Raw genomic sequence first — 15,277 nt, 5'->3', positions numbered from 1 at the left:
TTTGCGTCATGGGTTATTCTCCTACGTCTATTATATCGTAGTAGAAACCGTGTCCATGTTTTTAGACTAACACCAAGTGTTGCATGCAACACTAGTGAGAAAGAGTATTAATAAGATTAACCTAGACGAATAACTTTACTTTATTTATGTCATACCATAAATAAAAATTGAAAAGAATTTTTTTATTTATTTTTAGTATTTTGATATTGATTGAGAGTTTTACTTATTATGGTTTTTAAGTCATCCATAGCTTTTCTCCTTATAAATTACCCTGATGGAAATGGTGGGAATTAAAAGTCGTCTTTATTAATCTCATAAATTGGAAATTGATTGATGGTTTTTATACCAACCTTATATTTAATTATTAGTTTAGCCAATTGTTCACCGTCAATAGCTTTTATATGTAGACGTTTAGCGGATATTAAAGCATCTTGAGTGTAGGATGAAGTAGTTATAAAGACACCACTATTACTATTTCCTGCACTTCTTTCCTGAAGTGCTCCACTAAAACTTTGGATGGTTCTAGAACCTACAGAATTTGATTTAGCGTATCTTTTAACCTGGATGTATATATTTTGTAGCCCTAATGCATCTTGTTGGATAAATCCATCAATTCCACCGTCTCTAGTTGCTTGCGTAGTTATTGCCTGACCATCAGTTCCACAATACCCCATCACTTATTAATTATAGACCCTAAACAAACATCTTTTGTAAAAAGCCTTTTTTCTGTTCTTTCAACAAATCTAACTTACGTTGCTAAATCCGTAAACGTAATTTGGTTAACGACTTCATAACGTGAATGTCCACCAGCCACTTCATCACCATAGAATATTTCAAGTTCTAGCTGCGTCCCATCATCACGATTCAACGGTACGGTCCCAACACCACCCGTACCCGCCAACATGAGTTGCGCATCATACGGCGTTTTATTCTTCGTTAGTTCCAACTTCACTTGTTCAAACTCATTATCAGATAACGGCGTATCTTCTAGTCGTTTACGATTGTTGGCATTCAGAATGTCGCGCCAGTGGTCATATAGCCGATCAACTGTTACACCAGAATAATCTGTTAGATATTCCCAACCTTCACTCTTTAGCTTGTCAATTACAGCTTGTTCAAATTTATCTTCCGCCATTTAACTAGTCTTCTTTTCTTTTTTAGTTGTAACTATTTACCAAAACGCCACCACTTTTTCGGTTTAGGTTGTGACTCCGGGGTGCTATTTTCAGGTTCCGGTTGTTTGTCTGACGTCACTTCTTTTTCACCATCATCATGCGGTGCCATCGTTAAGGCTTTCAAGTCCTTAATTTCTGCCTTGTATTCTTCGAGCAGCTTTTTGTCTTGCAAAGCTAACCGTTGTTGTTGGTCTAGTAAGTTTTGCATTTGAGCTATTTGCGAATCTTTATTTTCTAGTTGCTTATCCTTAACTGCTAATTGTTTATCTCTATTTTTCTTAACTTCATCAAGTTCACTAATTAAATAGTTGTGGATATCCCACTTTGTCTCTTTGTCTGTTTGTTTGTCATTTGTCTGTTTGTTTGTCATTTGTCTGTTTATTTGTCTTGGTTTTGTTTGTCTGTTTGTCGACCTTCGACCTTATAAAATGCTGTTCTTCTAAAGATAAAATAACTATACCTTTGTCGTTTGTTTGTCTTGTTTTGTTTGTCAGCGACTTTATATGATATTGTATTGCCTGTTTTGAAACACCTAACTCCTCAGCAAGTTCTCGAATTGTTTTTAAATTTTCACTCATGATCTATATCCTGCCTTTTAACGATTGGTAGATACTGTTCAATCGATTTTTTAAGATACTTAGCAATATTCTTTTTCGAATAGTCATCTTGTTTATCTCGGATATATGCTAAGTGCTCTTTGACACCGTTTACTCCTCGTAAATCTTTTAATTCGTCATATAGTGGATAAACATTTTTTTGTAAGCCTGCTAAGATTTTTTTATCCATAAGATCCAAATATGATAATAAAAAGTGTTCCATAAGTAGCCTTGTATATGGACTGTCCATTGCCTGCAAAACTAATTCATTTTCACTTTCTTCTTGTCTTATCTTTCCATCAATATAATCTCGATCACCTAATTTATAACTACTATCATCTGCGACTTGTTTTTTTGTAATATGAAAGACAATGCTATCAATACTACGTCCTTTTTTTACTTTTTCATACGTGACATTAAAAGAAGTGTATGAGTTAATTTCATCAAGTCCTGCTTTTAACACTCTTTTTTCAAAATTATCAATTCTTTGATAGTCTTTTACAGTATCCGTCATTTCTCGTAAATCTCGCATACCAATAGTTGGATTGCGATAATTTTCAACTTGTTCTTCTCGCCGTCCACCCTTAACACTGTAATGCTCATACTGATTGTAGTTCATTGATAGCCAACGATATAAAATAACAGCATACTTACTATTTAATTCTGAAATATCTGACAAAGCATGTTGCGTAAAATTAGTTTTGAGATTAATTAAGTAAGGCATGATTTCAGGACTAAATCGGATTAATACCTCATCATGATAGTCCGTCCATTCTACATACGGGATTGGCACAATACTAACAAACTTAAACCCTTTATCTTGTTCTTTTTTAATCTGAAAAAATGCTTGTTTTTGCATCTTTTCAATCACTTCTTTAAAGCGACTATGCTTGTCATTATCAACTACCTTAAAAAAGGCAAATAATTCTTTCTTTGATAGATACACGGTCTGATCTTGAGGTGGATTTTCTGTATCAATTAAAGAAACAGCTAATTCAAACATTTTCAGTGGGGTTTTATCCATTTTGGCAATCGATGTAATTAGGCTATTATGTTCAACTACTTTTCGTTTTGATAAGTCATTCAAGGTCTGTACCTGCCTTGTTTTGGATTCTGGTATAATAGACATATAGATACGCTCCTTTGCGTGTTTGGATTAAGCATGAAGAATGTCTGGCCAAAGATAATTTCTTCATGCTTTTATTATGCATTTTTATTACTACAAAATCAAAATAAAAGTAGGGGTATACACAGTTTTTTGTAGGGGTATACACAGTTTTTTGTAGGGGTATACACAGTTTTTTGTAGGGGTATAACTCTGAAAATCCTTGATAAAACACACTTTCTAACCGCGCAAAAGAACAAAAGATTAAAATATAAAAGATAAACTTATAATAGGCTCCGCCTTTTTATTGATTCAATAAAAAACAAAACAAAAAAGAACACCGTTGTACATAATGTTTGTCCAGAGTGTTCTTTTTGTTTGGCATTATTTTAAATGATGGATTACTGGTTATGTAACCTGATTGCCACTTATTAAGCCAATAGCGACGTTTTAAGTTACTTAATGATTATTTCTACGTCACATGGCTAAAAACGCTTATACGGGCAAATAAGCCGTTTTAACGTTAGAGAATGGGTCCTTTAAAAATATCACGCGTTAATTCAATGATTCGATTAATTAATGCTTTAACTTGTTCAATACCCCAATCTAATCTACTAGGTGCTATTTTGGTGTCTGGATCTTCTATAGCTGTCGTCAAGGTTTTTAACCATGACTGGGCTACTTTTTTATTTTTTGTGAGTTCTTCATGATCCAGCTTATAAAGAACATACCGAGCCTCCACATCAGTATGCGATAGTTTGTCGACACCATAATCATTTTTAAGCATGTCTCGCATGGCATAATCCAGCTGTTGCTGGTCTCGCTGCCGCTTCTGAAGCGCTTGATGCGTTTCTTTCAGGTTTTGATAATCTGCTTGGACAGCTGCTAATTGCGCTTTGACTTGGCCTAACGTTTGCTTGAGTTCTTCCGTCTCATGCTGGCTTTGTAAGGTGGCTTTCTTCATCGTGGCTAACACGCTTTTAAAGCGATCTAAGTCATCTGGTTTTAGCACCGTCTTACCAAAGAGGTTTTTAGATAAAGCTTGTTTAAAATCATCAATTTGTTTTTCGGCTAAGTCTACTTCTGTTAAGGCTTGATTAGTGATTGTCAGTAAGGCCTTTTTAGCACGAATATTGTCTTCAATGTCAGCTAGTTCTGTTTTTAAGGCATTAAGCTGATCATTGTATTTTTTGATTTCAGCGACATTCTCAAACGGTAAGGTTTTGTTATTTAGAATCCCTTGTTCATAAAAGGGGAGCACCTTTTTTAAATGCTGATCTAAGTCATCGTGGAAAGTTTGTAGATCATGTCGCGTCAGCACTTCTTTAGCAGATACTTTATAACGTGATTTTTTATCATCAAAAACCACTGGGACAAAGGCATAGTGCAAGTGAGGGGTTGTCTCATCATAATGCACCACCGCGGCCACGGTATTTTCTTGACCATAACGGTCATTGAGAAAATTGCTAGTTGCTTCAAAAAAGGCGCTCTGTTGCTCGTAGGACGCTTCTGCGAGTTCTTCAGGTAAAGTGACAATCCAAGTCGCTAACGCCTTCACATCGTCTCTTTTCATGCAATAAACGTCAGTTAAACGCGCATTGAATCGTGAAAGCATATCTGAACCATCTGCCATGAGCTCTTGATTCAGATAGGTTTTCGACACATCGATTTCTTTGTTAGTGTGATGGTCAGTTTTACGTTCAAAATGGACCGCTAAACCAGGGACTGCGCCACGCGTATTTTTCTTTAAATGCGCCATCAAAAATGCCTCCTCGAAAAAGGTTTTCCAAGACCAGTATAACACCGTTAAAAATCTGGTATAGCCTGTTATACCAAAATGCTATTTTGGACAGGCTCTGCGAGGCGCGTCATCGACAAGCGCTGACAGTAGCGGTTTCCCTTCCTTCTAGGGAAACTGCTATTTTACAGCGCCTATTATCTGGCTCGTAAAACCTCCGGCGGGTCACGCCGTGACAGGGCAATTTATCATTGCAGGATCACCTTCAGTGGGAGCATGTCATGCAGAACGCTACCCGCGTGGGGCAAGCTGCTGTCAGCTTAACCACAAAAAAATAAATTGGGATAGTATCGGTATCTATCTCAACTTATTCTGAGTGCGTATATATTCCTCATCGTAATCATCTCAATCAAAAATTATGATCAATATTCAAGATAAGGAAATTTTAATTACAACTACAACTACAGCTATAGTTACACCTGTAGTTGTAGTTGTAATTAAAATATTTAACCAAAATCAATTTGATCTAACATGGTCTCACGACTAGCTTGATCCAGGCCAAGATAAGTAAGCGTCATAGCCTCACTTGAATGATTCAGTAAGTGCATGACTAAACCAATATTGTAGTTTGACTGTGTATAGACGCGGTAAGCGCCTGTTTTACGCATGGTATGTGTGCCTAGATAGTTGATACCTAATAGATCACTAACACGTGACATGACCTTATAAAACTGCTTCTCAGTGATATGCCGGTCTGGATGGGCCGTTGAAGGAAATAACCAGTCCGAATTGATATTCTGTTGGGCTAGCCAATCATGATATTGCAACAAGTCTTGTTGCACGGCTTTAAATATAGTGTATTTGCTTTACCGGTCTTTTTATCATGAATAAAGGCCGTGTGTTTAACAGAGCCATCTGGATTATAGACATCGGATTTCTTTAACGTCATCACATCACTCACCCGCAGCAGGGTGGCTTTGCCAACTTGAAAGATGGTGTAGTTACGGCGACCTGCCCGAAAACTATCTAGTAAGGTGTCTTGCACCATTTTTAAGACGTTAGAGTCTTTGATTGGGAGTACGATTTGTTGCATATCTATTTAACCTCAATAATAGAACAGTCCTTGCCTATAATTGGTTCACTTTTGTCTAGTATAACCTATTCCGAACGAATTAAAATCGAAACCTTTTGTGAACTAGGGCTGTCCAATATCCAAATGGGCGTTCGGCTGAACCGATCACCGTCAATAATTCCTTATGAATTATCTCGATGTCAACCTTATCAGGCTGAATTAGCACAAACAACAGGATCAGCAACACAAACAACGTCCCACTGATAATGATCAACCAGTGGATATTGCTACCTAAAATTGTAATCGCCAGCATGGTTAAAAACGAATAGAAAAATAGCGAAAACCAAATACCGTTACCTAGGCGAACCTTATCGCGATGATAACGCCAACCACAAATGGTTCCAAATATGAGTGGTACTAACCAGCCCCAGTAAAACATTGCTGGAACTGGAACCCAAACCGCTGCGTCATTCACATCAATACCCCCGCATTAAGTTTTATTTCAGCTTCCATCATAAAGGACTCCCCGCGGGACTGCAATCAGGAGTCATTACTTCAACTGTTTTTGTTCATTATAGAAATTACGGTAAGCTAAATAGCACGCAATGATTGACCCCAAACTAGTCGCTGATAAGAGCATGAACGTGACCATAATTTGATACCTAATGGCCCGTACTGGATCGACCCCTGCAAAGATCAAACCGGACATCATCCCTGGCAGACTGACTAGACCCACAGTCTTTGCCGAATCAATGGTAGGTGACATCCCCGTACGAATCGCCTCACGCACGATGGCAATCGAAGCATCAAGTAGACCAGCCCCTAACGCCAACCGTTCAAGCACACCTTGCCGCTGGTCATGAAACTGACTATTGAGGCTGCGATAAGCCAGCCCAATTGCGACCATTGAATTCGACGCAATCATACCAGAAATGGGAATCATTTGCGATGGCACAAACTTAATCGCACCAGATAGCACGAGGACGCCGAGTGTTACCCCCGTACTAACAAAAATGGCTAATAACGAAATGGCTAATGCATGGTCAATCCCCGGCCCCCGTTTTTTCGCATTCCAAGCCGCATTGAAGATAATGAAGCCTATCATCGCCAGCGTTAGCCACAAATTGTTGACTCGGAAAATATACTTTAGCAAGTAACCCACGATAAATAGTTGTACAACAGCCCGCACGACACCAATGACGATGTCCCTATCCAAGCCAAGTTTCTGCCACAAACTAATTCCTAACGCGACGAGCACTAACATTGCCGCCAAAAATAGCGACGTATTATTAACTGCTAAATTCATGCGTGTACCTCCAATCTGCCAGCAACCACTTTCGCTAATTGATCTGCCGCAGCAATCTCTGTCGCGTCATGAGTAATCATGATCGTTGTCACGTGATCCTGCTCATTTAACTGTCGTAACCAGGCGTGCACGATTTGCTTATTATTTTCATCCAAACCAGCTGTCACCTCATCTAATAACAACACTTTTGGTAAGAATAAGATGTTGCGAATCAGCGCGACCCGCTGCCGTTCACCACCGGAAAGCTCGATAATCGGCTGATGCAGGGTTCGTTCGGACAGCCCAACATTATTTAACGCCGTTACCACTCGTTGCGTATCCATGACTTGCTTACGAATTTGGTACGGGAAAGCTAAGTTATCTGCCACCGTCTCACCAAATAACGTCGGTTGTTGGAAACAATATGAGACTTGCCGCCGATACATGATTGGGTCGTAACTTTCAATCGGCTGCCCATCAAAAATCAAGGTCCCACTTGTTTTAGAAATCATGGCCGCAATGATCCGTAATAACGTACTTTTCCCACCACCGGATGGTCCCGTCAATGTAATATGAGCCCCAGCTGGAATCTGCCAATCAACATCATGTAAAATATGTTGATCAGCGATTTGATAATTAACTTTTTCTAAACTAATCAATGAATTCATATGCCCACCCCCGATCGCACAATGATCGGCGCCGACAACAGCCGGATGAAAAAGTGCTCAGAAGTCAATAAATTGGACTTATCTGTTTGATGTATTAATACACGAACCTGTGTAGCCATTGGCAAAGCCATATGAATCATACCTGAGTCAAAGTGTTCCGTATAACTACGGAGGAGTTCTAATTGAACCTTTAATTTATCATTATTTTCCTTGATCGATCGTTTTTGTCTAGACATACGTTTTCTCCTATCTAGGGAGTATTATATCATTTTATAAAAAAACAACCCCCGTTATCTAACTATTAGATAATGGGGGCTGTTTTAATAGTCTTTTACAGGGGCGATAATATAAATAGACCCCATATTACTCTTGGATTTCAAATTCTGGTAATTCATCAATTAATTCAAGGGTTCGCATACTTACTGTAATAACAGATTGCTCATAAGTCAATAACTTGGAATTTTTTTTAGTATAAGATCAGTAACTTCGTGTATTAACTTTTCATACTCTGATAAAAATCATATAATGCGATTAAAACAACCCAAAGACTCTGTCCGCCTATTTTTCCTGATGTCTTGTTTAAAACTCTCCTGAGATGTTCCAAGAGTGAGTTGAAAAGATTCGATGAAACTAACACGTTCTAAAATTACTTCTTAAAATTTATAGATCATTATTGAATTTTTTAACCAAACTAACTTGTTTAAGTCTATTTTCTCCCCAGTCGTTTAAAGCAATTACAATTGGAATCAATGTTTGCCCTATATCGGTTAGTTGATATTCAGTGTGATGTACTTTACCAGATAAGTATTCTCGTTTAGACACAATTTGGTCACCAATTAGCTCATTTAACTGATTTGATAAAACTTTTTTACTGATACCCTTCAAACGCTTCATAAAATATGAAAAACTTTGTGGCCCATCATTTATTAAAATCCATAATATTAATAATTTATGTTTACCACTGAACATCGATACTGTAAATTCTTTAGTACAATCAAAATCCCCATTGTTAAGTTTTTTAATAACAGCATTTCGAAAATGATCTGACATAATCCGACTCCCTTTGTTAGTATTTAAGTCAAACAGGTTACTTTAAAGTGCCCTCTATTAAATTTTACCAGTAAGTTCGATAATATATATATATTTATCTTAGTAAACGAAAGGTGTTAATGTGTTATGAAATTACAATTAGCAATTGATTTAGAAGATGTCCAAGGAGCCATTGAATTAATTCAAAAGACAAAAGACAGTATTGATATTTTTGAATATGGAACGCCTTTAGTAATTAATTTTGGGCTTGAAGGACTTAAAAAAATCCGTAAAGAATTCCCAGATATTACGTTACTTGCTGATTTGAAAATCATGGACGTTGCTTCATATGAAGTAAATCAAGCATTTGATTATGGTGCCGATATTACAACAATTTTAGGGGTCGCCGAGAATCAATCAATTAAGGATGCCGTAAAAGCAGCTCATGAAGCTGGTAAAGAGTTATTAGTTGATATGATTGGAGTTCAAGATATTGAAACCCGCTCTCGTGAAATTGATTCCTTCGGTGCAGATTACATCGGTACTCATACGGGATATGATCTACAAGCATTGGGTCAAGATCCTTTTGAAACTTTTAATATCATTAAGAAAAACGTTTCAAATACCAAAACTGCGATTGCCGGAGGAATTAAACTAACGGCAGCTGAAGAAATCAAGTCGGCTAATCCAGATATATTAATTATTGGTGGAGCAATTTCTACTGTAGATGATCCAGCGGCAGCGGCGGCAGAATTCAAAAAGATTCTAAGCTAAAGAGGAGACTATTATGAATTGGGAAAATATACTAAATGAACTAAATAATAATTCAGATAATACGATTCCCAATGAGCTCTTAGTCATTATAAATGAATCTAATAGGCTTTTTTTAGCAGGATCTGGACGTTCAGGTTTAGCATTAAAGGCCTTTGCCATGCGCCTCGCACAAATAGGAAAGGATGTCTTTTTTGTAGGAGAGACGACTACACCTGCTATTACCGATAAAGACTTACTAATTATTGCATCTTCATCTGGAGAAACTAGTCAATTAATTAGATATGCTGATATTTCTAAAAATATCGGAGCTAAAATTTGGCTATGGAGCACCAATAATAATAATACAATCTTTAGTAAGTCTGACTACGTTACGCTACTTGCCGGTAAAAGTAAATTTACTAAAAGTAGTATCACAAAACAACCGATGGGAAGTCTATTCGAACAATCAGTTTGGCTATATGGCGATTTGTTTGTAATCAATTATATGAATAAATTTAGTATCGGAGAATCAGACTTACAGAAGAGACATGCTAATCTTGAATGATTTTATCTTAAAATTATAAAAGCGATATATTAAGAAAGTTATTTTTCGTAGTGGAACTGGTTCTAGTTCAGACTGATAACATAAAAATAAATAAGCATAAACTAAAAACAGCATCTTATTTTGATAATTCTGGAAGATGCTGTTTTTATTGACTTATGAACAATATATAGTAGATTTGGTATTTCTTTAGTAACAAAATGTGATTATGTCGTTAGGTTATGACGCGTTCTAACACCTGCTCGTATACTGAAAATCCGGACTGCTTTATTTCTAGGGCATAATCCGAGATAATCAAGTATAGGAGTTTTTTATTATGAAAGCTAAGCGATACTCAACTGAATTTAAATCACCAATTGTTGCCTTGCACAATGAGGGCCATTCTGCTAATTCCCTAGCCAATGAATGTCATTTGGCTGTAAAACCGTCACGGGTTGGGTCAAAAAGGCTCAGACCGTTATGACTGACGTGAGTGGTAAGCCAGTGACTCGTGCCGAATTTAATGCGATGCAGAAAGAAGTTGCACGACTCTTGGTAGACTTTTATAGTTTAGTTGTGAACTAATAAATCAATATAAGTTTGATAAAGTAGCTTATAATAATTATTATACATTGGTTAGGAGGGGGAATATGAGTATTATTGATGATATAGCAGCAGATCAAATGAATATGGAGTTTACTAAAAAAGGATTAAGGCCAATATTTCACGTATCGAAAAAAGCAAAATTAGTCATTATTGGTCAAGCACCGGGATTACGAGTTCAAAACTCGGGTATAATGTGGGATGATGCATCGGGAGATCGATTAAGAGAGTGGATCGGGGTTGGTAAAGCTACCTTTTATAATTCAGGAAAAATTGGCGTAATTCCCATGGACTTTTACTATCCAGGAAAAGGAAAATGGGGTGACTTACCGCCCAGACGAGGAGTAGCTAACAAATGGCACCCAAAATTATTGGAGCTTATGCCCGATGTTCAGTTAATTATATTGGTGGGATCATATGCTCAGAAATATTATCTGAATCTTGGTTATCAAAGCAAGATAACCGATGTAATAAAGAACTACAAAAATTACTTGCCTCTTTATTTTCCGATAGTTCATCCTTCACCAAGAAATAATATATGGATTAAAAAAAATCCGTGGTTTGAACAAGAGGTTGTGCCAGAATTAAAAGAGATAATTAGTAAGATTTTATCGGACTAGTTTGAAGATAATTTGGAGGAGATTTGTAGCAGTGCTTAGTAAAAAAGAAATAAGAAAAATGACCTTGGATAAACTAAAATTATATGATTACCATAGCAAGATTACTGAAGAAGAGCGATTACAGGCAATTCTGTTTTCCAAGGCATATTGGAATAACTCTAATTCAGTGGCTGTAACTATAAGTATGGAACACGAGTTGAGTACTGATGTCATTATTCAGGAGGCGTTGAGAAGCCATAAGAAAGTAGTAGTACCTAGGGTGAGTAGTGGAAAATTATTATGGTTTGACTATATAGAAAGTTTAATGAGTAAATCAAAATTCGGAATTCTAGAACCAACACAAGATGAAAATCAAGCACAAAATTTGAAGGGAATAGATCTAATGGTGGTTCCCGGTGTAGCCTTTAGCGAAGATAATTATCGGATAGGTTACGGTGCAGGTTTCTTTGACGCAACGTTGGCAGAGTATAATGGTATAACGGTTTCGCTAGTGTTGCCTCCTCAATCAATCCATAAATTTTCAAAGGATACGTGGGATAGACCGGTGAGGTATCTTATAAAATAGGATTTATGCTAAATAAACTTATAATGAATATGTTAGTTTTTCATTATGAGTTTATTTTTTTAATTACTTTATGTTAAACAATCTCATTTAGGTAATTATGATTATTCTAAAATTCTGTGTTAGCTCCTCTCAAATAGATATTTCTAGTAGCCCAGTCTATTGCTTAGAAGTCAATAAATTGGACCATTTTTATTCAGTTAATTAGGCGACATTTGAGATACGATTTCGATTATAAAAATTGATATACCAACCAATGGCTGCTTGGACTTCAGTTAATGTTTGGTATGCCTTCAGATACACCTCTTCACGCTTCAATATTGAATGAAACGCTTCCATACGGCCATTATCGTACGGATGGCCTTTGAGTGAATATGAATGTTTCAAGCCATAATTTTAGCATTTAATATTAAACTCAGCACTCGTGTATTGTGACCCCATATCTGAATGAATAATGAGTGGCTTTCGATGCTTATCTAACGCCATCTGTAAGGCACTTGTGGCTAGCTCGGCTGTCATTGTATCGCCAATTTTATAGCCCAATACTTTTCTCTTTTCAGGATCCAAAACGGTCGCTAAATAGACCCATCTGTGATTAGTCAACTGAATATAAGTGATATCTGTTTGCCAAACACCGCTCAAATCATGCAAGTGTCTAATCAGATTGGGTTTTTGATCAACCGTCACAACAGTTTTGGGTTTGCGATAACGTTTTTACATGCGGGATTTAATCCCTAATTCACGCATCAATTTGAGTGTCATATACTCAGATACTTTCGGACCGTCGGTTTGTTGACTATAAGCAGCAATACGACGATAACCATAAAATTTAAAGGTTTTCCAAACGTCTAAAATATAAGGTTTCAGGGATTCTCTACGCTTTTCTTGTCGACTGGGCTGCCAATGGCGCCAGTTGTAATAGGTACTAGGTTTGATTTTAAGTGCACTTAAAATACGCACAAGCGCGTGGCCTTGTGCTAAAAATTGGTTAACTAGCGGCAATCCCACATTACGGACTATTTTTTGGCTAGTAAGATGGCCGCTCAATGCCTGTCAGGCTATGCGTGATAAAATTTCGTTTTCTTCCTCCAAAATAGCGAGGCGCTTCTCTAGTTGCTTGACGTCTTTTAAAGTCTTTGACTGGCCCTTGATCATGATTGGGGTAGCTTGTTTAACCCAAATAGCAATAGAATCTTTCGACGGACCAAATTCTTCTGCTAATGATTTAAGTGAACGGCCTTCTTGGTGAAGTTTAACCAAGAAACCTTTGACATCTTGTGAATAACGGACTGAATAAAGATAGCCCATTTTTTAGTATATTAGCATCGGATTATGCCCTAGAAATAAAGCAGTCCTGATTTTCAGTATACGAGCATTGTAAATCTAGGTAAAATTGGTTGATTATAATAAAGTGTGAGTCTGGTATAAGCGTTTGTCCATGTTACTGAACTGATATCATATATGCATATCAATTGGAAGACGTATATTTTTGTCATCTGCCATTAATTTAATATAATTAATCTTGAATAAACAATTTTTTAATGTATTGTACTGTTCTAACAGAAATATTGAAAGCTTCTGCTGTAGATTTTATTGTGTGTGTTTGAGAATACTCAAAGATAGCTGTGTTTCGGCTATCTTTTTTTCTTTTGGGTCTACCTTCTTTATAGTTGGGATTGTGTTGCCTTGCAAATATCTTACCAGCCTGCGTACGTTCGATAATCATGTCGCGTTCCATTTCCGCAACCGAAAGTAAAGTTCTTACAATCATGCGACCCATAGGGGTATTGTCAATTGTTCCTAAGTTTAGAACTTTAATCACAATTTTTTGTTTCAGAAGATCATCAATTAAATTTAATGCTTCACGTGTATTTCGAGCAAAGCGATCTAACTTGGTGACGATCAATGTGTCATTAGGTTCAATTAGATTGACAAGTTTTTTAAACTGTGGTCGTGATGTAGTTGTACCTGAATATTTTTCACTGAAAATCATTTCAGCCCCGGCATTTTTCAAAGTCTCTTTTTGTTCATATAAAGATTGTCCAGCTGTTGAAACCCGTGCATAACCATAAACTGTCATTTTATACCTCTTTAAAATTGCATAACTAAGTTGCAGTATATAAAGCCAAGTATAGCATGACTTTGAAAAAGTGCAAACTACTCAAAAAGTTTATTGCACTAATAACTGTAAAGCTGTCATATTTTTTTGTGAAGATTAGGTTATGATATAATTTTATTTGCAAGCAAGTTAAGGACTGGTGGAATCTGATAGTTGGGGGTGACGCTTATTGTTGAAACTCAAGGCTACCTGAAAGGATAACACCAAATGGTCTGTTAGACCGCGGTAATTGTGTTGATCACATTTCTGGTTGTTTTAGCTACGAAAGTAGTCGAACTACTAAAAGAAATTAACAAGTCTAAAAAATAGGTAAACAAAAACCCCTTAACTTTGGCCGGTTCTAGGGGTTTTCGTGAAATGACTATTTTAGTTTATTAACAAAATAACAACTACCAACGCCGAAGCACGCTTGTGACTTAAAAGGTCATGTACCTAACATGGGTCTTTTTGTTTATATTTATATTATACCACTTTCACTGTTTTTGCCAATTATTTCTATTTCATAGATCATTTTGCTTGTTTTTATTTAGCATTTTTAAACTAATTTTCAGGTGTGTTGTTTAATAATCCATTAATACTAAATGGGGTTAGTAATGAAATGGTCGTACTAAGCGATACTTCATCGGGTGTATGGCGTTCTTGATATATTAAGTATACGAAATTCGGAATCTTATTTGATATTGTTGACTCAACGTATATACGTTGCTTAAGGGCGGTATTGTCATCAGAAAGCGTTATATTTGCAATTTTTGGTGCTAAGTTATTTTCAATGTTATCTATTTTGTAGCCATTTTCCGCAAGAATCATTTTTTTAAAAAAACGAATTCCTTACTTGCAATGCAGTCTTTGTTTGATAGGTTTGAATAACATTTTGTGTTTTCAAATTGTACTGAACTGATCATAATTATCTCTTTTCTATTTTCATGTAGTATCCCAATTTAGGTTGGTATAACGTGCATTTTAGATACATGATGATATCAGTAAATTATTTTCCACATCTGTAATTTTTACTTTTGAAGAGACACTATAAAATATAAATATTTGATTTTTATACTTTTTAAAGTGTTAACAAGTATTGTTTAGGAGAAAACATGAAATATTTAAAAGATAGTACCCTGCTGACTAGTTGTCTTGTAGTATTTTTTGGTGGGTCATTAGGTAGCTTGTTCAGGCTACTAATTACCGAAATTCCACATATTGGGAGTAGTCCTTGGGTTATAGTAGTCATCAATGTTTTAGGATCATTCTTCCTTGCTTATATCGGAGCAGTCATTCCTGACAGCTATGACTATTCTTTAATTTTAAAAAATTTTATAGGGACGGGTATCATGGGTTGCTCGTATACTGAAAATCCGGACTACTTTATTTCTAGGGTAGAATCCGAGATAATCAAGTATAGGAGTTTTTATTA

At 36.4% G+C, this 15,277-nt stretch carries 17 protein-coding genes and 4 pseudogenes; 7 read left to right on the top strand and 14 right to left on the bottom strand.

All coding sequences use genetic code 11. From position 1 onward, the window contains the following. Nucleotides 1–290 precede the first annotated feature (290 nt). From K5Q14_RS09240 to K5Q14_RS09215, 6 genes and pseudogenes are all read right to left on the bottom strand, one after another. Nucleotides 291–674 carry a restriction endonuclease gene (locus K5Q14_RS09240; RefSeq protein WP_072614527.1) on the bottom strand — a complete coding sequence of 128 codons (384 nt, stop codon included), beginning with the start codon at nt 672–674 and terminating at the stop codon, nt 291–293. A gap of 77 nt (nt 675–751) precedes the next feature. Then, nucleotides 752–1,135 (bottom strand): annotated as a pseudogene (locus K5Q14_RS09235) (type I restriction endonuclease subunit R); the annotation flags it as partial. Between the two features lie 32 nt (nt 1,136–1,167). Continuing rightward, nucleotides 1,168–1,753 (bottom strand): annotated as a pseudogene (locus tag K5Q14_RS09230) (helix-turn-helix domain-containing protein). Then, nucleotides 1,746–2,900: a RepB family plasmid replication initiator protein gene (locus K5Q14_RS09225; protein WP_220735437.1), complete on the bottom strand. Its 1,155-nt coding sequence runs from the start codon at nt 2,898–2,900 to the stop codon at nt 1,746–1,748. The pseudogene K5Q14_RS09230 and the gene K5Q14_RS09225 overlap by 8 nt, the downstream one beginning before the upstream one ends. A gap of 499 nt (nt 2,901–3,399) precedes the next feature. Continuing rightward, the gene (gene mobV / locus K5Q14_RS09220) at nt 3,400–4,635 is read right to left on the bottom strand and encodes a MobV family relaxase (protein WP_220735436.1); all 1,236 of its coding nucleotides are present in this window, start codon (nt 4,633–4,635) and stop codon (nt 3,400–3,402) included. Between the two features lie 485 nt (nt 4,636–5,120). Continuing rightward, a pseudogene (locus K5Q14_RS09215) lies at nt 5,121–5,707 on the bottom strand (site-specific integrase). 51 nt (nt 5,708–5,758) lie between these two features. On the opposite strand from K5Q14_RS09215, the pseudogene K5Q14_RS09210 reads away from it, so the two are divergent. Beyond that, a pseudogene (locus K5Q14_RS09210) lies at nt 5,759–5,917 on the top strand (helix-turn-helix domain-containing protein); the annotation flags it as partial. Between the two features lie 319 nt (nt 5,918–6,236). On the opposite strand, the gene K5Q14_RS09200 reads toward K5Q14_RS09210, so the two are convergent. The 3 genes from K5Q14_RS09200 to K5Q14_RS09190 all read right to left on the bottom strand — a co-directional run bounded on the left by K5Q14_RS09200 (nt 6,237) and on the right by K5Q14_RS09190 (nt 8,689). Continuing rightward, entirely contained in the window at nt 6,237–6,992 is a 756-nt protein-coding gene (locus tag K5Q14_RS09200) for an ABC transporter permease (protein WP_010276774.1), read from the bottom strand. Next, the gene (locus K5Q14_RS09195; RefSeq protein ID WP_010383508.1) at nt 6,989–7,639 is read right to left on the bottom strand and encodes an ABC transporter ATP-binding protein; all 651 of its coding nucleotides are present in this window, start codon (nt 7,637–7,639) and stop codon (nt 6,989–6,991) included. Before K5Q14_RS09195 ends, K5Q14_RS09200 begins: the two co-directional genes overlap by 4 nt. A 660-nt stretch (nt 7,640–8,299) precedes the next feature. Next, nucleotides 8,300–8,689 carry a winged helix-turn-helix transcriptional regulator gene (locus K5Q14_RS09190; RefSeq protein WP_220735435.1) on the bottom strand — a complete coding sequence of 130 codons (390 nt, stop codon included), beginning with the start codon at nt 8,687–8,689 and terminating at the stop codon, nt 8,300–8,302. Between the two features lie 126 nt (nt 8,690–8,815). Here K5Q14_RS09190 and hxlA point away from each other — a divergent pair, with 126 nt between their 5' ends. The 5 genes from hxlA to K5Q14_RS09165 all read left to right on the top strand — a co-directional run bounded on the left by hxlA (nt 8,816) and on the right by K5Q14_RS09165 (nt 11,750). Further along, complete coding sequence (hxlA, locus tag K5Q14_RS09185; protein ID WP_014333945.1) at nt 8,816–9,442, top strand: 3-hexulose-6-phosphate synthase; 627 nt, start codon at nt 8,816–8,818, stop codon at nt 9,440–9,442. A gap of 13 nt (nt 9,443–9,455) precedes the next feature. Then, nucleotides 9,456–9,986 carry a 6-phospho-3-hexuloisomerase gene (gene hxlB, locus K5Q14_RS09180; RefSeq protein ID WP_010386643.1) on the top strand — a complete coding sequence of 177 codons (531 nt, stop codon included), beginning with the start codon at nt 9,456–9,458 and terminating at the stop codon, nt 9,984–9,986. 313 nt (nt 9,987–10,299) lie between these two features. Further along, nucleotides 10,300–10,446: a hypothetical protein gene (locus K5Q14_RS09855; RefSeq protein ID WP_157060920.1), complete on the top strand. Its 147-nt coding sequence runs from the start codon at nt 10,300–10,302 to the stop codon at nt 10,444–10,446. A gap of 166 nt (nt 10,447–10,612) precedes the next feature. Then, complete coding sequence (locus K5Q14_RS09170) at nt 10,613–11,185, top strand: uracil-DNA glycosylase family protein (RefSeq protein WP_220735434.1); 573 nt, start codon at nt 10,613–10,615, stop codon at nt 11,183–11,185. A gap of 31 nt (nt 11,186–11,216) precedes the next feature. Further along, nucleotides 11,217–11,750, top strand: coding sequence for a 5-formyltetrahydrofolate cyclo-ligase (locus K5Q14_RS09165; RefSeq protein ID WP_010277786.1), 534 nt, complete (start codon nt 11,217–11,219; stop codon nt 11,748–11,750). Nucleotides 11,751–11,951: 201 nt separating this feature from the next. Here K5Q14_RS09165 and K5Q14_RS09160 read toward each other — a convergent pair whose 3' ends face one another. The 5 genes from K5Q14_RS09160 to K5Q14_RS09140 all read right to left on the bottom strand — a co-directional run bounded on the left by K5Q14_RS09160 (nt 11,952) and on the right by K5Q14_RS09140 (nt 13,827). Next, the gene (locus tag K5Q14_RS09160; RefSeq protein WP_143471756.1) at nt 11,952–12,134 is read right to left on the bottom strand and encodes an integrase core domain-containing protein; all 183 of its coding nucleotides are present in this window, start codon (nt 12,132–12,134) and stop codon (nt 11,952–11,954) included. A 9-nt stretch (nt 12,135–12,143) separates the two neighbouring features. Beyond that, nucleotides 12,144–12,434: a DDE-type integrase/transposase/recombinase gene (locus K5Q14_RS09155; protein WP_147002000.1), complete on the bottom strand. Its 291-nt coding sequence runs from the start codon at nt 12,432–12,434 to the stop codon at nt 12,144–12,146. Between the two features lie 27 nt (nt 12,435–12,461). Then, nucleotides 12,462–12,755, bottom strand: a complete 294-nt coding sequence (locus K5Q14_RS09150) for an IS3 family transposase (RefSeq protein WP_220735433.1) — start codon at nt 12,753–12,755, stop codon at nt 12,462–12,464. Between the two features lie 45 nt (nt 12,756–12,800). After that, entirely contained in the window at nt 12,801–13,055 is a 255-nt protein-coding gene (locus K5Q14_RS09145) for a transposase (protein ID WP_147000540.1), read from the bottom strand. A 208-nt stretch (nt 13,056–13,263) separates the two neighbouring features. Further along, nucleotides 13,264–13,827: a recombinase family protein gene (locus K5Q14_RS09140; RefSeq protein WP_010277799.1), complete on the bottom strand. Its 564-nt coding sequence runs from the start codon at nt 13,825–13,827 to the stop codon at nt 13,264–13,266. A gap of 1,130 nt (nt 13,828–14,957) precedes the next feature. Between K5Q14_RS09140 and K5Q14_RS09135 the strand changes: the two genes are divergently transcribed. Further along, on the top strand, nt 14,958–15,277 hold a 320-nt coding region (locus K5Q14_RS09135; protein ID WP_246587644.1), incomplete at its 3' end, for a fluoride efflux transporter FluC.

The organism is Leuconostoc inhae, from assembly GCF_019656015.1.
Taxonomy (GTDB): domain Bacteria; phylum Bacillota; class Bacilli; order Lactobacillales; family Lactobacillaceae; genus Leuconostoc; species Leuconostoc inhae_A.
Note: the sequence above shows the minus strand (reverse complement) of the source record. Positions and strands in the feature narration are given on the sequence as shown.